Below are 23,692 nucleotides of genomic sequence, written 5' to 3' on the forward strand. Positions count from 1 at the left end.
TGATGAGATACATGATTGTCCGCGCTCCCGTTGATTGCACTGGATCAGCATTCCCGCCGGGAAGTCACCCGTTATTGCCGGCCGGCGGCGGCGCCAGCTTCACCTCGCCCACCCTACCATTACCCGGAAGTTGTGTCTTCAATGCGTTGGTGACGGACTCATAATCCGCAGCATTCGCGGCTGTTCCGGTGATGCTGTAGGTCTCCCCGGCAAGCCGGACCTCACCGCTGATCAGCTGCGATGCCTGTTTCAGCGCGAAATTGGCAAGCTCGACAAATCCCTGCGGCGCGCCGCGCGCGACGGCCATTTCATCCAGGATTTCAATGCCCGGCATGGCATTTTCAGCCGCAGCCAGAAGCTTGGCACGCGTATCGCCATAGGGGACATTGCCCGACAAGAGGATGCCCTGATCCGACTTGGTCACCACGAAACTGAAGGGATCGACCAGGGGTAAAAGCGTTGCTGCGTTCTCGACCACGCGAATGCCATCGGTGGTTTCAGCGATTTTCAGCGCCGATGCGAGGGCTTCGGCCGACGGCGCCACCCCCTTGAGGGTCAGATCGCGCCCGTCCACCTCGATGCTGGCCCAGCTGTTATCCGTTTCCAATGCGGCAGCGACGGTCTCCGTCAGTTGGCGGTCCATCGGCTCGGCAAGGAACCAGCCGGCAAGCGTTGTCAAACACGCAACGGTAATCAGACCAGGCCAGAACCAGCTTTTCACAATGTGCATGGATGGCATTTTCCCCTTACGGCAATCGAACAGAATGCTGTCTTGCCCGATGTCGGTGGGAATATCAACACGGCGCCCCGTGGCAAACGGCGAACGCCGGAAAACTGGCCGCGCGCGCCACAAAGAAAAACCCGGCAGCTTGCGCTGCCGGGTCTTATGAACTCAATCCTGTTAAGGATTAGAAGTTGCGCTGGAAGCGGATCATGCCACCGAATGCATCGTCGTTGCCGCCGTTGGCAATCGATGCATCCTTACGATGACCATCGAACTTGGTGTAGCTGATTTCTGGCGTGATCGTGAAGCCAGGAACGAGCTCGTAAGCAACGTTCAAAGTACCAGCAACGGTGCCTTCGGATTCGTATGCAACCTGTGCATTGACAGTTGCCTTATCCGAAACCTTGGCGGACAGACCACCCCAAACAGCCCAGTCGCCTTCCCAGCGGCCGAACCAGTTCAGGCTGCGTGTGTGACCGGTCGTGTAGTTGTCGTCGAAGTTGGACTGATAGCCACCCATGACGAATGCCTTGACAGCATCGGTGATCTTGACGTCCAAACGAACCTTACCGGCCCATTCTTCGATAACCGAGTCATAACCAGCAACAGCCGAGATGCCGCCCCAACCCTGCTCATACTTCACACCACCAATTACGTGTGGCATGTAGTCATTGATGCGGTAGTCGTGCGACAAGCCATCGTTGTCGGATTCGGATTCGCCCTGTTCAGCAGCGATGATCGCCGAGAAACCGTTGCCAGCTGTGAATGTGTAGCTGATCTGGTTGGACGTGCCTGACTGATAGTTGATCACGTCGTCGTTGATGACGTCGCCGGCATAACCGGTCCACGAACCGAACAGTTCGTCAGCAACACCAACGCGGAAACCACCGAGTTCGATGAATGCCTGAGGAATGGAGCTGGCGTTGGAACCGTTCCTATAGTTGAAACGTGTTTCAATGTACGAACGCAGTGTGCCGAGTTCGGTTTCCGAACGGGCGTCAAAGCGGATCGTTGCACGTGTCAGCTTGTCGTATGTGCCGTCGCCGTTAGGATCGCTGCCCTGGTTGACGTGGCCGCCGGTGTATACGTTGTCGCCGCCCTTGGCGTCGTAACGCAGATAGCCGCCGATCTTCAGGCAGGTCTCGGTTCCGGGAATGTAGAAGAAGCCCTTGCCGTATGCATCGCAAACGCGAACATATTCGACAGCTTCTGGCTCAGCGACGACAACTGCATCGGCAGCGCGTGCGCCAGTTACTGCAACGAGGGCTGCAGCGGAGCCGAGTAGAAGGCTCTTGATGTTCATTTCTGACCTCCAGTCAAAGTTAAAAATGGGTCTGGGCATTCCAATTTGGCTGAAGGACAACCTTGTCCCCATCCCCTAAGTCCTAGAAGAAATGCGATCAACGCCGTTCCTCTGCGACCGAACATACTCGCCCTCTCGGGGGTTTCAACCATGAATGTCGGCATCCACACCTCGCGGCCCCTCTATGCCTTATCCCTGTTGCACAAATGACACGAAAACGTCGCGACCCCGGCGAAATCTTTACCACTCATTAATATAGGTAACCGGATTTTCATCAATTTCTCTGCATCGATGGCGGAAACGGAACGGTGTTTTGACTCGAAATCGGGCATGCATCACCGGCATATTTGCAGTGTATGCATCGAATCAAATGCGGCACGTACTGATTCTGACAGGTGGTTTGCCATGACTTATTTCTATCTCTTTGTAGCCATAATTTTCGAGGTGGCGGCCACGTCGGCGCTCAAGCAAGCGGATGGTTTTACAAAGCTTTGGCCGTCGCTGATCTGTTTGGCCGGTTATGCGGCGGCTTTCTATTTCCTGTCCATACTGGTCAAGACGATGCCCGTCGGGATCGTTTATGCCATCTGGTCCGGCGCCGGGATCGTGCTCATCGCGGCCATCGGCTGGTTCTGGTTCAAGCAGCCGCTCGACATGCCGGCAATCATCGGCCTTTCGCTGATTATCGCCGGTGTTCTCATCGTCAACCTGTTCTCGGGAACCGTGGGACACTAGAGCCTTTCCTGCCGGCAAAAATCCGTTGAATCGCCTGGCCTTCCGTCAAACTTTGACTGGAGGTCAGAAATGAACATCAAGAGCCTTCTACTCGGCTCCGCTGCAACCCTCGTTGCAGTCACTGGCGCACGCGCTGCCGATGCAGTTGTCGTCGCCGAACCGGAAGCTGTCGAATATGTTCGCGTTTGCGACGCATACGGCAAGGGCTTCTTCTACATCCCCGGAACCGAGACATGCCTGAAAGTCAGCGGCTATGTGCGGTTCGATGCGCAGGGCGGCGATAAAGTCTATAGTGGCGGCAAAATCGGCACCTGGAAACTGAAATCCCGCGCCACCATCCGCTTCGATGCCCGCTCGGACACCGAACTCGGCACGTTGCGCTCCTATGCTGAAACGCGGTTCAACTATGCGGACGGCAGCGACAGCACTTCACTTCCCCAAGCCTATATCGAGCTCGGCGGTTTTCGTGTCGGCGTATCGGATGAAATCTTCGGTACGTGGACCAGCGGAGCTGGCAACGTCATCAACGATGATGTGATCAACTACCAGTCGGGCACATCCAACCAGATCAGCTACACATTAACCGGCGGCAATGGCTTCTCGGCGATCATTGCTGCGGAACAGGGCAGCACGCAGGATGCCAATTACATTGCCAACTACGATTACCGCATCAAGGATTACACACCGCATGTTCTTGCCGGCGCAAAATTCGCGCAGGCTTGGGGCGGGATTTCAGGCGTTATCGGCTACGATGCCAAGATCGAGGAATGGGCTGGCAAGCTGCGTTTGGATCTAACAGTCACAGATGCTGTCTCTCTCTTCATTTTGGGCGGGTATCAGTCCAATTGGGACAGCAATGTTCGCCTGGCACAGCGCAACTGGTTTGGCAACTGGGAAGGCGACTGGGCTATCTGGGGCGGTCTGTCCGCCAAGGTTTCGGACAAGGCCACCGTCAACGCACAGTTGGCTTACGAATCCGAAGGCACCTACGCAGGCGCACTCAATGTCGCCTACGAACTGGTTCCCGGCTTCACCATCACGCCTGAACTCAACTACACCAAGTTCGATGGTGCCCGTAAGGCCAAATCCCTGGCCAACAATGGAAGCGATGACGCGTTTGGCGGGTTCCTTCGCTTCCAGCGCAATTTCTGATGCCATGACTCACGACCCAGCGCCGGAATTTACCGGCGCTGGATTTTCCCAAATTCATTTTCACCAATCCATTTTCAGCGCCCGTCAGCACGGCGCACAGACATTTAGCAGGAAAGGAAAGCAAAGCGGTCGCGGACCGAGGAGATTTGGAAATGTCGAGGCAATATCGCTGGGAACGGACTGTTGAGGGTGCTGTGCAAGGCTTCCTCGAACGGGATAGTATCATCCTAAAGTGCTATTACCCACCCGATTGTGCTTTTCAGAAAGACGATTACAACTCGTTGCATATTTCATTTATGCATATTTTTCTGATTTAGAGCGTGATCCCTATGACAATTTCATCGATGGGTGCCAAACAGGCAGACACGGACTTCCCGGTTCGATTTCAGTACAACGTCACCTACGCGGCGGCGGACCGTACCGGCAATCGCGTGGTCAGGGACCATTCACTGGATGAGCTGACAGCGCGCTATATCGGGATTCTCTGGGACGACGGTTCGCACAAGGGCAATGTCAAATCCTTCCTGGGCGAGACCAGCGAGATTCTGGCCGGCAACCGGTTCAGTGTCTTCACCCAGGACATGCTCGATTCGGTGATCGGCACGCTCCGCGAGCGCGGCAACAGCAATGCAACCATCAACCGCAAAATGGCTGCTTTGAGCAAATTGCTTCGGAAAGCTTACAAGATGGGCGATATTTACAGCCTGCCCGAGTTTCGGCGGCAAAAGGAAAGACAGGGCCGGATTCGCTTTCTCGAACTTGAGGAAGAGGCCCGCCTGTTCTCGGCCATTCGCGCCAAATGCGAAGACAGCTATCGTTTGAGCATCTTTCTCGTCGATACGGGGTGCCGGCTCGGCGAGGCGATCGGGTTGAACTGGAACGATCTGCAGGGAAGCCGCGCGACCTTCTGGCTGACAAAATCCGGGCGCAGCCGGACGGTGCCTTTGACCCGGCGCGCCCATGACGTCACCCAGATTCCACGCGGCGCTTGAAGGGTCCGTTTGCCATGCACGATCAGCCGCGCTTCCGTGCCATCTGGAATGAAGCCAAGGCCGAGGTCGGATTGGGGACAGACGATCAGGTCGTGCCGCATATTTTGCGCCATACCTGCGCATCGCGGCTGGTGCGCGGCGGCATCGATATCAGGCGCGTGCAAATCTGGCTCGGCCACCAGACGTTGCAGATGACCATGCGGTACGCGCATCTGGCAACGCATGATCTTGATCCCTGCGTTGTCGTGCTGGAGCAGAATTGACGACCGGCGCGGAAAAGCCGGATATTCGCGACTGTCCCATGCGGTGGAAAGCTAGAGTGTTCGCACCCTGCACCGCGCCCGATCGGCGAACGGCCTCAGAAGCGATAACGGATACCGATCGTATTGGCGTTTGAACCTTCCCCCATATTGCCGAAGGTTTCGCCGGCACCGGAGCGGTGATGCAATTGCCACGTCACTTCAAGGTTGGGCGCCCCGCCCCAGCGAAATGAAAGTTCCGGCCCGAGAAAGCCAAGGAAGGAAGCATCGCCATTATAGCGCAGTTCGCGTTCCTTCTCGATCTGGGTCTCGCCGGTCACCGCGCTGAAGCCGGCCGTGAATGCCGGGGAGATCACCACATTGCCGATAACGAGGCCCTGGTGGCGCAGCCGGACGCCGGTCCAGATCTCGCCCGATGTGTCGTCGTCCTCACCGAACCGCAACGCGACGCCGACAACGCCGCCAAGCTGAAATCCTGATCCGAGATTGTAGACATCGCGCCCATAGGTGACGCCGACTAGATAATTCTTGGTGTAGTCCACATTGAAGAGATGGATGGCGCTGCCCGCGGTATCGCGTGCGAACGGTCCGCCCAGCAGCGTGACATCATTGCGCGTCGGCGCCTCTCCGGGCTGCAGGAAAGGATCCGTGGTGGCAAAATATATGAAGGGATGGGCCCTTCTGGCGGCCATTGCCTGACCGGAAGAAAACCCGAGAACTGCCGCGCTGACCAGCGCTCCAACACCAACCGAACGCCAAGATTTCATCTCTGCCCTCATGGTTCCTGAATAAGACGAGTCTGGCGCACACGATACAAAAAACGCGGGAAGAAGAAACACAAAATTAAACATAGGCATTTTGTTCTTGAAAATGCGTGGGGCTTGAATGGTTTGGCCGTGTCTGCCGCCCCGGAAACAGCCTCAACCCGGCGCATGGCGCCGGGTTGAGGCCTTTTGACTCATCGCTGTGATTCCCTCAGTTTCGCCTCAGGTTGGGATAATCTCCCCCTCAGCTTCTGATGGTATCAAGCGCACGTTGTCACCTTCGGGCAACGTGAGGCTCGGCAATTCATCCCCCGATGATCCCCCCCTGCCGGGCCTCATTTCCGGCTTTGCAACAGCCTCGGTCAAGTATACCCAACCTCGACATGTTCAAAATCACCGTGAATCAGCGTATATATTACGTCTCTCAAAAAAAATCACAAGACAAGAGGGCAAAACAAGATACAGGCAAGAATTGCGTGCCTGTGTCCGTAAAACCGCCAAGAAAAAATTATTCCACTCGTCCGATAATACATGGGCTGTGCTGCGCCGCACTTTATCCCTCAGGCATCGGAACGATGCGCAGGCACTGACGCAGCCAGTGGCTGGCCGTCAACGGACAAAGCGGTTTCCGCCGGTGCATCGGCAGAGCGACGGTGCCGACCGCCGGCAGCAAGGCTCCAGGTCTTGATTTCTCCATATCACGTAACATATAAAGTATCATGAAATTTGCAAACCGGTTGTCGGGCACAGTCCCTGCCCGGCGGATGTACAAACCGATGCCATACCCGCTGGAGGCGCAAGCGCGATGACCCCATTTTCCGATCCGCAGGCCGTGGCGCGCTATGCCGAAGACCCGACCCGTTTCGTGCCCGGCTTTGATGCCATGCAGCGCATGACCACGCTTCTGCTGGCCGAACGTGCCCCTGACGACGCCCGGGTGCTGGTTCTTGGCGCTGGCGGCGGGCTGGAATTGAAGATGTTCGCGCAGGCCCATCCGGGCTGGATTTTTGACGGCATCGATCCGTCCGCCGAGATGCTTCATCTGGCCGAACGGACACTGGGGCCGCTGGCGGCGCGGGCGCGGCTGCAGCAGGGCTATATCGGCGATGCGCCTGACGGCCCCTACGATGCGGCGACGTGCCTGCTGACCCAGCATTTCATGGATATGGATGAGCGGCGGCGTACGGCAGCCGAAGTCAGGCGCCGCCTCAAGCCCGGCGCGCCTTTTGTCACCGCCCATCTCAGCATCCCGCAAGGCGACGGCGCGCGTGCGACATGGCTATCGCGCTACGCCGCCTTTGCGGTCGCGGCCGGGCTTGATCCTGAAAAGGCTGCGAACATGCAGCGGGCTGTCGACACGAAAACCCACATTCTTGCGCCCGAGCAGGACGAAGCGATCCTGATCGAGGCCGGTTTTGCGCGCGTCGAGCTGTTTTATGCGGCTTTCAGCTTTCGGGGCTGGGTCGCCCATGCCTGATCCGTATCGCGCATGGCGCGCCATTCCCGGATCGGATAGGCTGCACCGGGATGCGGGAGAACAAAGGGCGAGGAATGAAGTACCTGACTATTGCTGCTTGTATCGCGCTTGTCGCCGGAGGTGCTTTTTATGCGGCGACGTACAACGCAGCACACAGGGAGCAGAAAGAACAAGCGCAGCCAATGCGGGATGCCGAGAACGCATTTTATGACGCCGCCGGAGCAAAAGAGGGAGAAACCGAGAAGGTTCGCACCGTCTGCGAGAATTTTGCACGTGACCCGGCGATGAACGCCGAGCCGGTGAAAAGTTTTCTCAGCAAGTGCCGGCAGTTTGGTTTTCTGTAAAAACCTTCCAGACCCTCTTGTTGCCCCCTGCTCCGGCGAAAGCTCGCGGCGTGTCTTCCAAGGTCCCATCCGCATGGAAGAAATGCTTTAGAGGATGAGAAAAACTTTGACGGCTCCCCGGACCCAGAACATAAATGAACGACGGTTAAATTCTCAATGAAGATCAACAGGAACTGGAAACGCTATATTGAGAATTCTACTATTCCTAGCTCTTCTCTTGCTGGCTGGTTGTGATGATCGCCCTGCCGGGTGGTCTGCCATTGTTTACCCGGATCGAACCGACCGAACAAAATTTGTCGTAACGCCGCATTTCACGTCTGTGTCGTACTGCCTGGATTCTGCGAAAGAGAAGATGAACGAAATCCAAGTCAATGGCCGTGGCGATTATCAGTGCGGCTATAATTGTGAGGAATACGGAGATCCTCATAGGAAGAATATCTGCGAGAAATACAGCAAGTAGGTCGCGGTCCTGTCTGGTTACGAGATCACTGAGCCGCATTCGATGGCCGATCTTGCCAGCATCAGTGATCGACATCCGCGTCTCGTGTTTGGGTATGCCAGCAGGCATTCGATTGCGAAGCCGCATAACAAAGCCATCAAGGATTCGGGCCGCCAAAACTGACCAGCCACGAATTTGGGCGGCTCCAAAAGCCGGAGGCTGCTTCTCGACACCTATGTCCAAGGAGATGCCGACCGGGAGGTGGTAAACCGGGTATTTTCCGGCAATACCCGCAAGAACAAACGGTGATTTGCTTGTGCCAATTTTGTGCCGTTTGTGTCGAACCATTACCGCTTCGTTCCGTTTTCCACGGCACGGAACTGCAAAATAGAAAAATCAGAAAACTTACACAAAGGCCTTGCCAACAAAGGGTTTCCTCTTTAGTCAGCGTCCTTGGAGAGGTGGCCGAGTGGTCGAAGGCGCTCCCCTGCTAAGGGAGTAGGCCCGTTAAACGGTCTCGAGGGTTCGAATCCCTTCCTCTCCGCCATTTTCCACCCTTGCCCTCCAAGACCGTTATCCCCCAGTGCAGGCACTCAGACACCGCCGGTTGCCGTGCATGTCCCGGTCTGTCTGGCACGCCCCTTTCCGTCAGAGCGTTACCGCCCCGATCTGCTGCAGGACACCCAGGCGGTCGACCTGCAGCCATGCCCGCGTCAGCTTGCCATCCTGCGCCTGATAGATGGCGATTCCCTGCTGAACCGCGGTCTTGCCGGTGGGCGCGATACCCGACAGCGGCCCCAGATGCGCCGCCTCGAAGCGCCAGCGCACGCATACCCTGTCTCCCGCCGCAAACAGGTCTTCCAGCTCAAACCGCAGGCCGGGAAACGCCGTGATCATCCGTTCGACGGTCTGCCGGAAGCCTTGCGGCCCCTGCTCGCCGCCGGCGCCGACGAAACCCTCCGACAGATACTCCGGAAGCCGCTCGAGCAGGCGCGGATTGAGACAATCCTCATACAGGCCTTTGACAAGTTCAGACGGGGTCATGCTATACCTCAATTTGACAATGTGTTGTCAATTTTGCATTTTGACAACATGCTGTCAATATGTCACTGGAAATTCGGGAGATCAGCATGCGCACCCCTCAGGGCGAAGAATTGAGCCGGCTCGTCTGGGACATCCTGCAAACCGCCGGCCGCCTGACCGAGGCCGGCAACCGCCTGAGCGCGCCGTTCGGATTGACCGCCGCGCGCTGGCAGGTCATGGGCGCGATCGTTCAGGAGGCCGCAACCGTGGCGGATGTCGCCCGCCACCTCGCCCAGACGCGCCAGAGCGTGCAGCGCCTGGCCGATGAGCTGGTGCATGACGGGCTTGCGGCCTACGGCCCGAACCCGCGGCACCGCCGCGCCAGCCTGCTCGGCCCGACGTCTCAGGGGACTGCGTCCTATGAGGCGCTGATGCGGCGCCAGGCCGAATGGGTGAATGCGCTGTCCGCCGGGATGCGGCTTGAGGACATCGCCGCGTCGAGGGATCTGCTGGCCACTCTCGGCGCGGCACTGGAGAGCAGCCGGCCATAGAAAAAGGCGGCTCTCGCGAGCCGCCCTTTCTGCATTCAAGCGTTCTGATGGGAATCAGAGACGGAAGACACCCAGCGGATACCAGTAGCCATCGCTGTGACGGCGATAGCCGCGGCGATGTTCACGGTAGCCGCGATGATTCTTCCAGTAGCCGGGACGGTAGCCGCGATTGTTGTAGTGCGGGCGGCGGTGATCATCACGGCGATCCCAGCGACGGTCATCGCGGCGATCCCAACGGCGATTGTCGTGGCGGCGCCGCTCAACGTACTGCACCTGCTCGACATTGGATACAACCGGCGCCTTCTGGGCCGATACCGGTGCCGCATTCGAAGAAACGACCGAAGTCAATCCAACAAGAACCGCCAGCAAGCCGGCAGTAAACAGCGAAACAAGATTTTTCATTCGTCACTCCTATCGATTCATACCGGGGATAGGTGCGCCTTCAAGGATGAACAGAGTATGAACGGTATTGCGTTCACCTCGCCCGCAGCGCGCCTTATCCGGATATCGCCGCAGGCCGGGGACCCCGCAAACCGATGCAGTTGCCCCAGGGATCACGAACCTGGCACATGACAAGGCCATCCTGTATCGCCAGCGGCCCGCGATAGAGCGTGGCGCCCAGTTTTTCCACATGCGCCAGAGCGGCGTCAAAATCGTCCACCGCCCAATAGACGACGGAGCCGAAAGGCCCTGACCCCACCTGCGCGTCTGCAGGCACGATTTCAAGGCAGACGGAGCCGAGCTGCAGGAAGTCGAAATCAAATTCGTCGAGCCGCGTGCGGACAGCCTCAGGAAACGCGCGCTGATACCATGCGAGCCCCGCTTCAACATCGCCGACATGAACCAGAACCGCGGCAATGGGGTGGGATGTCGCGTGCATGGGGGCTGGTCTCTTCTGCGGGATAGGTTTTCATCGGGATATCCGAGGAGGAATGCTGTGGCAACGGTCCAGCTTCCACTTTAAGCAGCGTTCGTGTTCGCCCCGTCGAGCAAAGCTTTAATGACAACCAGACGCTCGTCGGCGATGTCGCAGACATATTGGATTGCCGATTGCTGCCGCTCATTGTCGATATCGGCGGCGTCGATGTTCCCTTATATTCCGGGCATAGCTTCGAAAATTTCCAGGCAGACTGATGCTGAAATTCATACTGTTTAAAACCATCTATTTTCGACAGTTCTGGTAAAAATAGTCGGGATTTACTATAGGAAAGCATGATCACATCTGCACAATGCCGCGCAGCACGCGCCCTTATCCAATGGTCTCAGCAGCAACTTGCCGATGCGGCGCATGTTGGCATTGTGACGGTGCGGCAATTTGAGAGCGGTGTATCCGAGCCGCGCCACGCAACACTCGATGTCATCAAGCGCGCGCTGGAAGCTCAAGGGGTCATCTTTCAGGCCGAGGGAGAAATGACGCCGGGCGGTCCGGGGGTGAGACTGCCTGCGGGATGATGTACACTGCCTTGTGCCGAACCGCCTCTCCTGATTAGTGATCATTACCAAAAATATTGCGACTGAAACCATACGCGCCGAGCTCATTTACGGTCAATTGAACTTAGGTATAATACCAAAAACGTTTACTCTGGAAACAACATGGCTATTATCGGAAATCAGATCAGAGCAGCCCGTTCGCTGATTGGCATGGAGCAGATCACCCTCGCCGAGAAGGCGGGCGTGAGCGCCAACACCATACGCAACATGGAGGCCTTCGGAAGCGAAAGAGTGAAAGTCCGCACCGATACCCTGGATGCGGTAACCGATGCGCTCAAGGCCGAGGGCGTGGTGTTCCAGCAGGATGGTGAGATGACCAGCGGTGGCGGTGGCGTGCGGTTGGTCAGGTAAGCGCTGGTAAATGCCGGACGGTTGATTCTCTTGCCCCGCGATTATTTACTCCGGCGCCTCCGGAAAAATCGTAACCGTGCAGCGAAAATGATCGATTTACAGTGCAAAATGGCGCGTGCGGCTTTGGGACTTGGCGTGCGTGATCTCGCGGCTCTTGCCCGCGTGTCGACGGATACAATCGCCCGATTGGAACGCGGCGAGAAACTGAAACCAGCGACCATCATGGCTATCGCAGCGGCTCTGGAAACAGCGGGGGTTATCTTTGAGGCGGATGGTGAAATGGTGAATGGTGGTCCGGGGGTGAGACTGCGGATGAAAGAGTGATCCGGCCTGCCGCGCTTCCAGCATGAAACAGACGCTAGCCCCCGGCTTCCCGCTTCAACTCCGCCGCTGTCGCCGCCAATCCCGCCAAAGCAAAACGCTGGAAATGGGCGATAATGGCTTCCTGCGCACCGGGCGCCGGTGCGAAGAGATCGGGCAGAACCTGTGACAGCAGTTGGCGGTTGCCGAGCAGCAGCATGGCAAAGGGCGAGACCATATTGAGCAAACACCGCCCCACCGCCGGATGGTCGGCGGGCACCCCCAGAATATCGGCAACGAGCCCGGTTACCACCTGTTTCTTCGGCAGCACCTCCTGATTCAACAACACGGGAAAGGCCTGGGATGGCGCGAGAATCTCGCGGCTCAGCACCCGCAACACCCATGTGGATGACGCCGGGGCGGTGATTGCCGCGGCAATCAGTCCGATGAGGATTTTCAGCTTGTCGATGGAAGCCCCCGGTCCCTGCGCCAGCGCCACCAGCCGGTCGTAGGTCAGGAGCCGCCGGTGCGCCTCGACCAGCACCGCGGCATAGAGCCCTTCAATGCCGCCATAATAATAATTCACCGCGGCCGAATTGCTCCCGGCCCGCTCGGCGATCTCCTTGCCCGTGGCGCGGTCAAAGCCTTTTTCGGCAAAGATTTCGCCCGCCGCTTCCAGAATCTGGGCCTTGGTCGAAGCGCCGTCCTCGCGCCGTCCGGGAAGTTTTCGAGGTGTTTTGCGTATCATGCCCGTACAGTAACCCAGATTTGAAAGGATTAAAAGTTCAAATTGAAATTCAAATTTGACATAATGCGCACACGGCCTGTATGATGGCGCATGAGCAAAATCATCCGTTTCCTGCTTCCGCTGATCCTCATCGCCGCCCTCGCCGGCGGAGCCTGGTGGTACTATCGCCCGTCATCGACGAACGATGCGCTGACGCTGTACGGCAATGTCGACCTGCGGCAGGCATCGCTTGCCTTCAACGGATCGGAGCGGATTGCCGAGGTGCTGGCGGAAGAAGGTGATGTCGTGGGCAAGGGCCAGGTGCTGGCGCGGCTCGATACCAGCCGCCTCGCCCCGCAGGTGCAGCAGGCGGAAGCAACGGTCGCCGCCCAGCAGGCCGCACTGCTCCAGCTGAAAAACGGCAGCCGGCCCGAGGAAATCGCCCAGGCCCGCGCCAATCTGGTGTCGGCACAGGCCGATGCGTTGAACGCCAAGGCGCAATTCGAGCGCCAAAGCGTACTGACCGCCAATGCCACCGCCAGCAAGCAGGACCTTGATACGGCGCGCGCGGCGGCGGCTGTTGCCGATGCCAAGGTCGACGTGGCGCAAAGTGCGCTGGCGCTTGCCATCGCCGGTCCGCGTGTCGAGGAAATCAGCCAGAGCGAAGCGCAGTTGCGCGGCAGCGAGGCGCAACTGGCGCTCATGCGCCAGCAGCTTGCCGATGCGCAGCTTTTTGCGCCGTTTGATGGCGTCGTGCGCTCGCGGCTGATGGAACCGGGCGAGATTGCAGCGCCCAGCAAACCGGTGTTTTCGCTGGCAACGCGCGGCACGAAATGGGTGCGCGCCTATGTCTCCGAAACCAATCTCGGCCATCTGCGCCCCGGCATGCGGGCCAGGATCACCACGGACAGTTTTCCCGATCAGCCGCTGGACGGCTGGGTCGGCTTCATCTCGCCGGTGGCGGAGTTCACGCCGAAAACGGTGGAGACGACCGACCTGCGCACCAGCCTCGTCTATGAGGTGCGCGTCTTTGTCGAGGACCAGAAGGATGTGCTGCGGCTCGGCATGCCGGCCACCGTCACGTTGCGGCCGGATGCCGCGCCGCACGCGATTGCGCCAATGGCGGACACAAAACCATGACCGCCGCCGCGCCAGCCTCCCCCGTCACGGCGCGGTCCATTCACAAGACGTTCCACCGCGATACCGGCGAAACGGTCAAGGCGCTCGATGATGTCTCGTTTGAGGCGCGCCACGGGACGGTGACCGCCCTTGTCGGGCCCGACGGCGCGGGCAAGACGACAATCCTGCGGCTGATGGCCGGGCTGATGGCGGCCGAGAGCGGCGAACTCAAGGTGCTCGGCATCGATGTCGCGGCCGATCCGCAGGCGGTGCAGAACCGCATCGGCTACATGCCGCAGAAATTCGGTCTTTATGAGGATCTGAGCGTTCAGCAAAATCTCGATCTTTATGCGGACCTGCATGGCATCACCCCGAACCAGCGCCGCGAGATTTATCCGCGGCTGATGGACATGACCAATCTTGGCCGTTTCACCGAACGGCTGGCGGGAAAACTGTCCGGCGGCATGAAGCAGAAGCTCGGTCTTGCCTGCACGCTGGTACGCTCGCCGGAATTGCTGCTGCTCGATGAGCCGACCGTCGGCGTCGATCCGCTGTCGCGGCGGGAACTGTGGCAGATCGTGCTGAAACTGGTGCGCGAAGACGGCCTGACGGTCATCGTCAGCACCTCCTATCTCGACGAGGCCGAGTTCTGCGACCATGCGGTCGTCATGCATCTGGGCAAGGTGCTGGCGCAGGGCAAGCCCGACGAGATCACCGCCCGCGCGAAAGGCAATGTGTTCATCGCCGCGCCGCAGGACGGCATGAATGCCCGCTCGCTGCAGGCGCGGCTGTTCCGCCATGACGGCGTGGTGGATGCGGTGCCTGAAGCAGGCAAGGTGCGCATCGTCCGGCAACCGGGTTTCAACGGCAAACTCAGCGTCGACGGCCGGCCCGTGGCGCTGACCGCAACCCCGCCGCGTTTCGAGGACGGCTTCATGGTGCTGTTCAGCGCCGTGGCGGGCGAAGGCCATTCCAGCAGCCTGGAGCTGCAGCGCTCGGCAGACTCGGCACGCAAGGATGAGATTTCCGTTGAGGTGCATGACCTCGTGCGCATGTTCGGGGATTTCGCCGCGGTGAACCATGTCAGTTTCCGGGTGAAGCGCGGCGAGATCTATGGGCTGCTCGGGCCGAACGGTGCGGGCAAGAGCACCACATTCCGCATGCTGTGCGGGTTGATTCCTGCAACCAGCGGAACATTGCGGGTTGCCGGTGCGGATTTGCGCACGGCGCGGGCGGAGGCGCGGCAGAATCTGGGCTATGTCGCGCAGAAATTCTCGCTCTACGGTGATCTCTCGGTGGACGAGAACCTGGATTTCTTCGCCAGCGCCTATGGCCTGCGCGGCGCGAAAAAACGCGAACGCATCGACTGGTCGAAGCAGCAGTTTGAACTCGGTGAACTGGCGACGCTGCCGAGCGGCCAGTTGCCCGGCGGGTTCAAGCAGCGCCTGGCCATGGCCGCCGCACTGTTGCACGAACCGGATATCCTGTTCCTCGACGAGGCAACGAGCGGTGCCGATCCCCTCGCCCGACGCGAATTCTGGGGCCGCATCACCGCCCTGTCGGAACAGGGCGTAACGGTCATCGTCACCACGCATTTCATGGAAGAAGCGGAATATTGCGACCGGATCATGATCATGGATGCCGGGCGCAACCTTGCCGAGGGAACGCCCGCCGACATCCGTGGCCATGCCAAACCGCAGGACGGGCGCGAGCCGAACATGGAGGATGCATTCATCGCCATTGTCGAGGAATCGCGCAGCGCCACCGAAAACCGGGGTAAGGCAGCATGACCGCCGCATCGCAGCATTCGGGCAGCCTGCGGCGCATCCTGGCGCTGGTGCGCAAGGAATCCTGGCAGGTGATCCGCGATCCCAGCAGCATCGCCGTCGGCATCGTCATGCCGATGATGCTGCTGATCCTGTTCGGCTACGGCCTGTCCTTCGATCTGAAGAACCTGCCGGTCGCCCTCGTGATGGAAGAGAATTCCGCCGAAGCGCGCGGCGCGGTGTCGGGTTTCGAGCTTTCGGACTATTTCCAGACCCATCCGGTCAAGACGATGGCGGAGGCCGAGCGGCTGCTCAAGGACAAGACCGTCAGCGGCATCGTGCGCATTCCGCCGCAATTTGCCCGAAACGTTGCGCTGGGCAATGGCGATATCCAGATCGTCGTCAACGGCACCGATGCCAATACGGCGCGCATTTCTCTGGCCTATGCGCAAGGCGCCGTTGCCACGTGGCTGGCGCGGCAGGCGGCCGAAGGCAGGATCACGAGCAATGGCGCTTCCGTGGATATACAGACACGGCTCTGGTTCAACGAGGCCAATGAAAGCAGCTATTTCCTCGTGCCGGGGCTGATCGTGCTGGTCATGACGCTGATCGGCGCACTCCTGACCGCGCTCGTCATGGCGCGGGAATGGGAGCGCGGTACCTTCGAGGCCCTGTTCGTTACGCCGGTGCGGCCGGTTGAAATCCTGCTCGGCAAGATCATTCCCTATTTCGTTCTCGGCATGCTCGGGCTGGCATTGTCCGTTGTCGGCAGCCAGATCCTGTTCCATGTGCCGCTGCGCGGCTCGCTGTGGATACTCGTCATCGTCTCGATGCTCTATCTGATGGTGGCGCTCGGTATCGGCCTGCTGATTTCATCGGTCACCAAAAGCCAGTTCGTTGCCAGTCAGGTCACCCTCGTCGTCACCTTCCTGCCCGCGATGATGCTGTCCGGCTTCATGTTCGACATCCGCAGCATGCCGCTCGTCATCCAGTTCATCACCTATATTTTCCCAGGCCGCTATTTCGTCAGCGTGCTGCAGACCCTGTTTCTCGCCGGCGATATCTGGGGGGTGATCCTGCCCAACGCCGCGGTGCTTGCGGTGATGGCAACGGTGCTGATGGCCGCTTCCGTGCGGGCAACGCGCAAGAAACTCGGGTGAGGCAGCCATGATCCAGTCGCTCTTCCGCATCATCGCCCTTATCCGCAAGGAATTGCTAGCCATGCTAAAGGACCCCAAGAGCCGCATCGTGCTGGTGGTGCCGCCGATCATGCAATGCCTTGTCTTCGGCTATGCCGCGAGCTACGACCTCAACAACGTGCCCTACGCCCTTCTCGATCACGATCACAGCGCCGCCTCGATGGCGCTGGCCGCACGGTTCGACGGTTCCGCCACGTTTACCCGCATCGCCACTCTGCAGCGGACAGGCGATATCGCCGGTTACATCAACAACAGGCGCGTTCTGCTGGTTCTGGTCATCGATCAGGACTTTGAAAAGAACCTGATGGCCGGAAGGCCTGCCCAGTTGCAGGTTATCGCCGACGGGCGCAATTCCAATACGGCGGGCACGGCGCAGGGCTATGTCAGCGCCATCGTGACGGATTTCACCCATCGCTGGCGTGCCGAGAACGGCCAGACCGCCAATACCGGAATCACGGTGACGACACGCGCCTGGTACAATCCGAGCCTGGAGACGCGCTGGAACATGATCCCGTCACTGATCGGCACCATCACCATGATGATGACGATGATGCTGACCGCCATGTCCGTGGCGCGCGAGCGGGAGGCGGGAACGCTGGACCAGTTGCTGGTCACGCCCTTCCGCCCCTCCGAAATCATGGTGGGCAAGGCCCTGCCGTCGATGATGGTGGGCACCACGCAGGCAACGCTCATCCTGCTCGTTGCGCAGCTGTGGTTCCAGATCCCCTTCGCCGGGTCCTACCTCATTCTTTATATGGGATTGATCCTGTTTCTGGCGGCAGCGGTCGGCATCGGGCTTTTCCTGTCGTCGCTGGCCGCGAACATGCAGCAGGCGATGATCTTTTCCTTCGTGCTCTTGATGCCGTTCATGCTGCTGTCGGGCCTGACGGCGCCCATCGGCAACATGCCGGATATCCTGCAATATTTCACGCTGATCAATCCGCTGCGCTATGCCATCAGCATCACGCACCAGGTCTATCTGGAAGGTGCAGGGATTCGCCAGCTCCTGCCGGAAATGCTGGCGCTCATCGGCATTTCGGTGGTGACACTGCCGGTTTCATCCTGGCTGTTCCGTCACCGGCTGGTGTGAAAATCCTGCACGAACTGCAGAAAATGCCAATCGTCCGCGATCAGCCCGGCCAGCAGCGCATGGCGATATCAATGAGCCTGTAGAGCTCTTCCCGCGCGGTTCCGCTCGATGCCTGTACCGCGGTACCCTGGGATATGGTCATGATAAACCGGGCGATATCTTCCGGATCGCACTCGGTTTTCAGGTCACCCTCGCGTTTCGCCCGGGCAAAACGCCGCGCCAGCGCCTTCTGGCCCATATTGCGCTTTTCGATGATGGTTTTCTGAATGGCGGCGGCGGCATCGCTGCAGCCCATGGCCGCATTGATTCCCATGCACCCCGAGGGATTGCAGTCGCAGGTCTGCGCATCGGCAAAGCCGTGCAGAATATCCATAGCGACGGTGCGTGCGTCCGGCTGCTCCAGCGCTTTCCAGAAAAACGCCATGTAATTCTGTTCATAGCGCTCGAGCGCCATGCGGAACAATTCTTCCTTGTTGCCGAAAGCGCCGTAAAGGCTTGGCTTGGTTATACCCATGCCGTCCGTCAGGTCAGTGATGGATGTGCCCTCGTAGCCCTTGCGCCAAAAAAGTTCGAGCGCAGTCTGCAGTGCCTCATCGGCATCAAATTCCCTCGGCCGTCCCATGGACAAGACTCCCTAGAAGAAATATACCGCTCGGTATAAAATCCAATTGACAGCCACCGTACCGCAGCCTTATATCTCGTTTTATACCGATCGGTATCGATCGTCAACGATCCAATTTCGTTTAGCCACTCCCAATGGCGATACAACTTTCAAAGCAGGATGACCACGATGTCAATCAGCACTTACAAAAGATCACTCTATGTCGGCGGCTTTATTGTGGCGCTGGCAGCCGTGGGTTCGACCCAACTGTTCGATCTTGGCAAGAGCCATGCCGAAACCAGCAAGCAGGCCGCGCCCGTGGCGACGCCCGTTTCCGTCGCTGTCGTCCAGCCAAAACTCATCACCCGGTGGAGCGAGTTCTCCGGCCGTCTCGAAGCCATCGACCATGTCGACCTTCGTTCGCGCGTCGCCGGGGCCATCCAGTCCATCGCCTTCAAGGAAGGTGCACTGGTCAAGCAGGGCGACCTCCTCGTCAAGATCGATCCGGCTCCCTATGAAGCCGAGGTCGCGCGGGCAAAGGCCGCCGTCAGCGCCGCAGAATCGAAACTGTCCCTCGCCAAGAACGAATTGGAACGCGGCAAGCGCCTGATCGATTCGCGCACCGTGTCCCAGAGCGACTATGACCAGCGCATCAATGTGCAGAGCGGCGCACAGGCCGATCTCGAAGCGGCACAGGCCGGGCTCAAGACCGCCATGCTCAACCTCGATTACACGGAAATCCGTGCGCCCATCAGCGGCCGCGTCGGCCGCATCGAAATCACCGCCGGCAATCTGATCGCCTCCGGTCCCAGCTCGCCGCTGCTGACCACCATCGTCTCGATCAGCCCGATCTATGCCAGCTTCGAGGCCAATGAAAACACTGTTGCCCAGGCCCTCGCCGACCTGCCGCAGGGTCTCAACAGCCGCGATTTCTCCGACCGCATCCCCGTCGTGATGGACGTTTACGGCCAGAGCGACGTGAAGGGCAAGCTGCAGCTGATCAACAACAGCGTCGATGTCGCCAGCGGCACGGTCAAGGTACGGGCGGTGTTTGACAATGCGGACGGCAAGTTCATGCCGGGCCAGTTTGCCAAGCTGCGCATGGGCACGGCCAACGAAAAGCAGGAACTGCTTGTCGATGAAAAGGCTGTCGGCACCGACCAGAGCAAGAAGTTCGTCATGGTGGTCAACGACAAGAACATCGTGGAATACCGCGAGATTTCGCTCGGGGCACCGGCGGAAGGCCTGCGCATCGTCACCAGCGGCTTGCAGCCGGACGAAAAGATCGTCGTCAACGGCCTGCAGCGCATTCGTCCCGGTTCACTCGTCGCTCCTGAAATGGTCGCCATGGGCGCTGCAGCACACAATTTGCAGGCCTTGGCCACCGATCCAGCCAAGACACAACAGTAATCGCAGCAAAGCCCCGCAACGGGCAGGCGGATAGTGATATGAATATCTCCAATTTCTTCATCGACCGCCCGGTCTTCGCGGGCGTTCTGTCTTTCGTGATTTTCCTTGGCGGCCTGATCGCCCTGACGGCCATGCCGGTTTCGGAATATCCGGATGTCGTGCCGCCATCCATCGTGGTGCGCGCGCAATATCCGGGTGCCAACCCGAAGGTCATTGCCGAAACTGTGGCAACGCCGATCGAGGAACAGATCAACGGCGTCGAAGGCATGCTCTACATGGGCAGCCAGGCAACCACCGACGGCCAGATGACCCTGACCGTGACCTTTGCCATCGGCACCGACCCCGACAAGGCGCAGCAGCTGGTGCAGAACCGTGTGTCGCAGGCGGAACCCCGCCTGCCGGAAGAGGTGCGCAGCCTCGGCATCACCACGGTGAAGAGCTCGCCGGACCTGATGCTGGTGGTCAATCTCATTTCGCCCAACAACCGCTATGACATCACCTATCTGCGCAACTACGCACTCATCAACATCAAGGACCGGCTCGCCCGCATCAACGGTGTCGGCGACGTGCAGTTGTTCGGCTCGGGCGATTATTCCATGCGCGTGTGGCTCGATCCGCAGAAGACGGCGGAGCTCGGCCTGTCGGCGACGGATGTCCTCAATGAAATCCGCGCGCAGAACGTCCAGGCCGCCGCCGGCGTCATCGGCGCCTCGCCCAGCCCCAACGGCGTTGACCTGCAATTGTCGGTGAACGCGCAGGGCCGCCTGCAGACCGAGGAAGAATTCGGCCAGATCATCGTCAAGACCGCCGCCAACGGCGCGATCACGCATCTGCGCGATATCGCCCGTATCGAGCTTGGTGCAGCCCAGTATTCGCTCCGCTCGCTGCTCGACAACAAGCCGGCCGTCGCCATCCCCGTTTTCCAGGCACCGGGCTCCAACGCCATCCAGATCGCCGATCAGGTGCGTGCCGTCATGGACGAGATGAAGCTGACCATGCCGGAAGGCGTCAGCTACGAGATCGTTTATGATACGACGCAGTTCGTCCGCGCCTCCATCGAGGCTGTCGTGCACACGCTGCTGGAAGCCGTGGTGCTCGTCGTTCTCGTGGTCATTCTGTTCCTGCAGACATGGCGCGCCTCGATCATCCCGCTGATTGCGGTTCCGATCTCGATCATCGGTACGTTCGCCGTCATGCACCTCTTCGGCTTCTCGGTGAATGCGCTGAGCCTGTTCGGCCTCGTGCTCGCCATCGGCATCGTGGTGGACGACGCGATCGTGGTGGTGGAAAACGTCGAACGCAACATCGAAAACGGTCTGGCGCCACGCGCGGCAACCGTTCAGGCGATGCGCGAAGTGTCGGGTCCGATCATCGCCATTGCGCTGGTGCTGGTGGCGGTTTTCGTACCGCTTGCCTTCATCAGCGGCCTGACCGGGCAGTTCTACCGCCAGTTCGCGCTGACCATTGCCATCTCGACCGTCATCTCCGCTTTCAACTCGCTGACCCTGTCCCCGGCCCTCGCCGCCCTGCTTCTGAAAGGCCATGACGAGCCGAAGGATGCGTTGACGCGGTTCATGGACAAGACGCTGGGCTGGCTGTTCCGCGGCTTCAATACCGTGTTCACACGCGGCGCCAACGGCTACAGCCGGGGCGTCACCGCCGTCATTTCGCGCAAGACCGTGATGATGGGCATCTATATCCTGCTGATCGGTGCGACAGCCTTCATGTTCAAGAGTGTTCCCGGCGGGTTCGTGCCGCCGCAGGACAAGCAGTATCTCGTCGGCTTCACCCAGCTGCCGGATGGTGCAACGCTTGACCGCACGGAGGCCGTCGTTCGCCGCATCGGTGACATCGCCCTGAAGATTCCGGGCGTGCAGAGCACCATTGCGTTCCCCGGCCTGTCGATCAACGGTTTCACCAACAGCTCCAATGCCGGTATCGTCTTCGTCTCGCTCAAGCCATTCGAGGAGCGCAAGACGCCTGACTTAAGTGCCGGAGCGATTGCCAAGGCGCTGAACATGCAGTTGTTCGGCATCAAGGAATCGTTCAGCGCCGTCTTCCCGCCGCCGCCCGTGCAGGGCCTCGGCGCCATCGGCGGCTTCAAGTTCCAGATCGAGGACCGCAACGGCCTGGGCTATCAGGCACTGGACGATGCCACCAAGGCGTTCCTTGCCAAGGCTGCCGCCGCTCCGGAACTCATCGGCCTGTTCTCCAGCTATCAGATCAACGTTCCGCAGCTTTACGCCGATGTGGACCGTGCCAAGGCACGCCAGCTCAACGTCTCGCTGCCGGAAATCTTCAACACGCTGCAGATCTATCTCGGCTCCGTCTACGTCAACGACTTCAACAAGTTCGGGCGCACCTATTCGGTCCGCATGCAGGCCGATTCCGGCTTCCGGGCGAAGGCTGAAGACATTGGCGACCTGAAGGTCCGCTCGGGTTCGGGTGAAATGATCCCGCTGTCGGCCCTGCTCAAGGTGCAGTCGAGTGCCGGACCCGACCGCGCCATGCGTTACAACGGCTTCCTCGCGGCCGATGTGAACGGCAACGCGGCGCCGGGCTTCTCTTCCGGACAGGCGCGTGCTGCCGTCGAACGCATCGCCGCCGAGACCTTCCCGGCCGGCATCGGCTATGAATGGACGGAGCTTACCTATCAGGAGATCATCGCCGGCAATTCCGCCTACCTGATCTTCCCGCTGTCGATCCTGCTGGTGTTCCTGGTGCTGTCGGCCCAGTACGAAAGCCTGTCCCTGCCGCTGTCGATCATCATGATCGTTCCGCTCGGTTTGCTCGCCGCCCTCTTCGGCGTCTGGCTGACCGCCGGTGACAACAACGTCTTCACGCAGATCGGGCTGATCGTGCTGGTGGGTCTCTCCGCCAAGAATGCCATCCTGATCGTGGAGTTTGCGCGGGAACTGGAGTTCGCCGGATCAACGCCGTTCAAGGCGGTAATCGAAGCCAGCCGCCTGCGGCTGCGCCCGATCCTGATGACCTCGCTTGCCTTCATCATGGGCGTGGTTCCGCTCGTCACCTCGACGGGCGCCGGTTCGGAAATGCGCAGCGCCATGGGCGTGGCCGTGTTCTCCGGCATGATCGGCGTGACGCTGTTCGGCCTGTTCATGACACCGGTCTTCTACGTGCTCGTTCGCGCCATGACCGGCAACCGGCCGCTCAAGCATGCGAGTCAGGGAAGCCACTTCGACGGCGAATCAAGCCACAATTCGGCCACGGTTCATCCCGCCCCGGCTCCGGCCGAGTAAAAAAACACGCGCGGTGCGCAGGTTTTTCCGCCTGTGCACCGCGCGAATCAAGTCACTGAAACCACATTGTTTTCTTCGGCATTGACAGGCAAAAGGCCCACCGGACGGGCCGTTCACAAAGACGTTTGGGGCCTGAACGTGCTTTTTGGGGTGACAAAAAGTTTCAAGCTGTTACAGTTGCGTGACCAAGCCGACTATCGGCACTGACGAGCATGACCGGGTTTCGCGTTCCGCGGAGGTCGTTTAAATCAGGAGCAGACTTTGACAAGCGTTGCACCAGCCAATGACAACAGAAAGATCAGCGACGGATTCTTCCCTCTGGTCTTGTTCCTTGTGGTCACAGAAATCGCGGCAACCGTGCTGCTGACTTTGCCAAATTGGTATTGAAACCCAAACCGGCGGAAGCCAGCATGTCGATCCTGCCCCTGCTGGCAGGAATGATCATTATCGTGATGCTTGCCGGCGTCCTCATCGTCTGACCGGACTTTACTTTCCAGGACATTTTTGCCTCTCCGGCAATTCCTCCATCCAATCGATCAATTGGGATAACACGAGCGGATGCTCTGTGATAATCTCGGCCTGTTGAACTGATTTGGTCGCCGTCTCGCGCAGGA

22 protein-coding genes, 1 tRNA gene and 2 pseudogenes are annotated in these 23,692 nt (G+C 59.4%); 16 read left to right on the forward strand and 9 right to left on the reverse strand.

The genetic code is table 11. The annotated features are described in order from the left end of the window. Window positions 1-64 precede the first annotated feature (64 nt). Both J1W56_RS00935 and J1W56_RS00940 read right to left on the reverse strand, forming a co-directional pair. Window positions 65-730, reverse strand: a complete 666-nt coding sequence (locus J1W56_RS00935) for a BON domain-containing protein (RefSeq protein ID WP_223611312.1) — start codon at window positions 728-730, stop codon at window positions 65-67. Between the two features lie 178 nt (window positions 731-908). After that, window positions 909-2,027 (reverse strand): porin, encoded by a 1,119-nt coding sequence (locus tag J1W56_RS00940; RefSeq protein ID WP_223611313.1) that lies wholly within the window; start codon window positions 2,025-2,027, stop codon window positions 909-911. 405 nt (window positions 2,028-2,432) lie between these two features. Between J1W56_RS00940 and J1W56_RS00945 the strand changes: the two genes are divergently transcribed. The 3 genes and pseudogenes from J1W56_RS00945 to J1W56_RS00955 all read left to right on the forward strand — a co-directional run bounded on the left by J1W56_RS00945 (window position 2,433) and on the right by J1W56_RS00955 (window position 5,169). Then, window positions 2,433-2,762 (forward strand): DMT family transporter, encoded by a 330-nt coding sequence (locus J1W56_RS00945; RefSeq protein ID WP_223611314.1) that lies wholly within the window; start codon window positions 2,433-2,435, stop codon window positions 2,760-2,762. A 69-nt stretch (window positions 2,763-2,831) separates the two neighbouring features. Further along, a complete protein-coding gene (locus J1W56_RS00950) occupies window positions 2,832-3,914 on the forward strand; it encodes a porin (protein WP_223611315.1) in 1,083 nt (360 codons plus the stop codon). Window positions 3,915-4,243: 329 nt separating this feature from the next. Then, window positions 4,244-5,169: pseudogene (locus J1W56_RS00955) on the forward strand (tyrosine-type recombinase/integrase). Window positions 5,170-5,264: 95 nt separating this feature from the next. Here the strand turns inward: J1W56_RS00955 and J1W56_RS00960 are convergent. Beyond that, complete coding sequence (locus J1W56_RS00960) at window positions 5,265-5,933, reverse strand: hypothetical protein (protein WP_223611316.1); 669 nt, start codon at window positions 5,931-5,933, stop codon at window positions 5,265-5,267. 802 nt (window positions 5,934-6,735) lie between these two features. Between J1W56_RS00960 and J1W56_RS00965 the strand changes: the two genes are divergently transcribed. Beyond that, window positions 6,736-7,407 (forward strand): class I SAM-dependent methyltransferase, encoded by a 672-nt coding sequence (locus tag J1W56_RS00965; RefSeq protein WP_223611317.1) that lies wholly within the window; start codon window positions 6,736-6,738, stop codon window positions 7,405-7,407. Between the two features lie 74 nt (window positions 7,408-7,481). Next, window positions 7,482-7,751: a hypothetical protein gene (locus J1W56_RS00970; RefSeq protein WP_223611318.1), complete on the forward strand. Its 270-nt coding sequence runs from the start codon at window positions 7,482-7,484 to the stop codon at window positions 7,749-7,751. A 205-nt stretch (window positions 7,752-7,956) separates the two neighbouring features. Here J1W56_RS00970 and J1W56_RS00975 read toward each other — a convergent pair whose 3' ends face one another. Beyond that, complete coding sequence (locus tag J1W56_RS00975; RefSeq protein ID WP_223611319.1) at window positions 7,957-8,538, reverse strand: hypothetical protein; 582 nt, start codon at window positions 8,536-8,538, stop codon at window positions 7,957-7,959. A 107-nt stretch (window positions 8,539-8,645) separates the two neighbouring features. Between J1W56_RS00975 and J1W56_RS00980 the strand changes: the two genes are divergently transcribed. Continuing rightward, window positions 8,646-8,737 (forward strand) — tRNA-Ser (locus tag J1W56_RS00980). A gap of 101 nt (window positions 8,738-8,838) precedes the next feature. Here J1W56_RS00980 and J1W56_RS00985 read toward each other — a convergent pair. Next, the gene (locus J1W56_RS00985) at window positions 8,839-9,234 is read right to left on the reverse strand and encodes an ester cyclase (RefSeq protein ID WP_223611320.1); all 396 of its coding nucleotides are present in this window, start codon (window positions 9,232-9,234) and stop codon (window positions 8,839-8,841) included. Between the two features lie 86 nt (window positions 9,235-9,320). On the opposite strand from J1W56_RS00985, the gene J1W56_RS00990 reads away from it, so the two are divergent. Beyond that, window positions 9,321-9,764 (forward strand): MarR family winged helix-turn-helix transcriptional regulator, encoded by a 444-nt coding sequence (locus J1W56_RS00990; RefSeq protein WP_223611321.1) that lies wholly within the window; start codon window positions 9,321-9,323, stop codon window positions 9,762-9,764. A gap of 63 nt (window positions 9,765-9,827) precedes the next feature. Here J1W56_RS00990 and J1W56_RS26120 read toward each other — a convergent pair. Further along, window positions 9,828-9,956 (reverse strand): annotated as a pseudogene (locus J1W56_RS26120) (BA14K family protein); the annotation flags it as partial. 304 nt (window positions 9,957-10,260) lie between these two features. After that, window positions 10,261-10,644 carry a VOC family protein gene (locus J1W56_RS01000; RefSeq protein WP_223611323.1) on the reverse strand — a complete coding sequence of 128 codons (384 nt, stop codon included), beginning with the start codon at window positions 10,642-10,644 and terminating at the stop codon, window positions 10,261-10,263. A gap of 332 nt (window positions 10,645-10,976) precedes the next feature. Here J1W56_RS01000 and J1W56_RS01005 point away from each other — a divergent pair, with 332 nt between their 5' ends. The 3 genes from J1W56_RS01005 to J1W56_RS01015 all read left to right on the forward strand — a co-directional run bounded on the left by J1W56_RS01005 (window position 10,977) and on the right by J1W56_RS01015 (window position 11,930). Then, the gene (locus J1W56_RS01005) at window positions 10,977-11,216 is read left to right on the forward strand and encodes a helix-turn-helix domain-containing protein (protein WP_223611324.1); all 240 of its coding nucleotides are present in this window, start codon (window positions 10,977-10,979) and stop codon (window positions 11,214-11,216) included. Between the two features lie 141 nt (window positions 11,217-11,357). After that, complete coding sequence (locus tag J1W56_RS01010) at window positions 11,358-11,606, forward strand: helix-turn-helix domain-containing protein (RefSeq protein ID WP_223611325.1); 249 nt, start codon at window positions 11,358-11,360, stop codon at window positions 11,604-11,606. A gap of 30 nt (window positions 11,607-11,636) precedes the next feature. Further along, window positions 11,637-11,930, forward strand: a complete 294-nt coding sequence (locus J1W56_RS01015) for a helix-turn-helix domain-containing protein (protein WP_223611326.1) — start codon at window positions 11,637-11,639, stop codon at window positions 11,928-11,930. 34 nt (window positions 11,931-11,964) lie between these two features. Here the strand turns inward: J1W56_RS01015 and J1W56_RS01020 are convergent, their stop codons facing one another. Then, on the reverse strand, window positions 11,965-12,654 hold the full coding sequence (locus tag J1W56_RS01020) for a CerR family C-terminal domain-containing protein (protein WP_223611327.1): 690 nt from the start codon (window positions 12,652-12,654) through the stop codon (window positions 11,965-11,967). Window positions 12,655-12,744: 90 nt separating this feature from the next. Here J1W56_RS01020 and J1W56_RS01025 point away from each other — a divergent pair, with 90 nt between their 5' ends. Genes J1W56_RS01025 through J1W56_RS01040 form a run of 4 tightly spaced genes read left to right on the forward strand, consistent with a single transcriptional unit; the run spans window position 12,745 to window position 17,807 of the window. Beyond that, complete coding sequence (locus tag J1W56_RS01025; RefSeq protein ID WP_223611328.1) at window positions 12,745-13,773, forward strand: HlyD family efflux transporter periplasmic adaptor subunit; 1,029 nt, start codon at window positions 12,745-12,747, stop codon at window positions 13,771-13,773. After that, on the forward strand, window positions 13,770-15,542 hold the full coding sequence (locus J1W56_RS01030) for an ATP-binding cassette domain-containing protein (protein WP_223611329.1): 1,773 nt from the start codon (window positions 13,770-13,772) through the stop codon (window positions 15,540-15,542). The genes J1W56_RS01025 and J1W56_RS01030 overlap by 4 nt, the downstream gene beginning before the upstream one ends. Further along, window positions 15,539-16,678, forward strand: a complete 1,140-nt coding sequence (locus J1W56_RS01035) for an ABC transporter permease (RefSeq protein ID WP_223611330.1) — start codon at window positions 15,539-15,541, stop codon at window positions 16,676-16,678. The genes J1W56_RS01030 and J1W56_RS01035 overlap by 4 nt, the downstream gene beginning before the upstream one ends. Window positions 16,679-16,685: 7 nt before the next feature. Beyond that, window positions 16,686-17,807, forward strand: coding sequence for an ABC transporter permease (locus J1W56_RS01040; protein WP_223611331.1), 1,122 nt, complete (start codon window positions 16,686-16,688; stop codon window positions 17,805-17,807). Window positions 17,808-17,847: 40 nt separating this feature from the next. On the opposite strand, the gene J1W56_RS01045 is transcribed toward J1W56_RS01040, so the two are convergent. Next, window positions 17,848-18,429: a TetR/AcrR family transcriptional regulator gene (locus J1W56_RS01045; protein WP_223611332.1), complete on the reverse strand. Its 582-nt coding sequence runs from the start codon at window positions 18,427-18,429 to the stop codon at window positions 17,848-17,850. A gap of 168 nt (window positions 18,430-18,597) precedes the next feature. On the opposite strand from J1W56_RS01045, the gene J1W56_RS01050 reads away from it, so the two are divergent. Together J1W56_RS01050 and J1W56_RS01055 are read left to right on the forward strand one after the other, a co-directional pair. After that, a complete protein-coding gene (locus J1W56_RS01050; RefSeq protein WP_223611333.1) occupies window positions 18,598-19,818 on the forward strand; it encodes an efflux RND transporter periplasmic adaptor subunit in 1,221 nt (406 codons plus the stop codon). 38 nt (window positions 19,819-19,856) lie between these two features. Then, window positions 19,857-23,078 (forward strand): efflux RND transporter permease subunit, encoded by a 3,222-nt coding sequence (locus J1W56_RS01055; protein WP_223611334.1) that lies wholly within the window; start codon window positions 19,857-19,859, stop codon window positions 23,076-23,078. Window positions 23,079-23,692 lie beyond the last annotated feature (614 nt).

The sequence above is a fragment of the Phyllobacterium calauticae genome (genome assembly GCF_019991125.1).
GTDB classification, from domain to species: Bacteria; Pseudomonadota; Alphaproteobacteria; order Rhizobiales; family Rhizobiaceae; genus Phyllobacterium; species Phyllobacterium calauticae.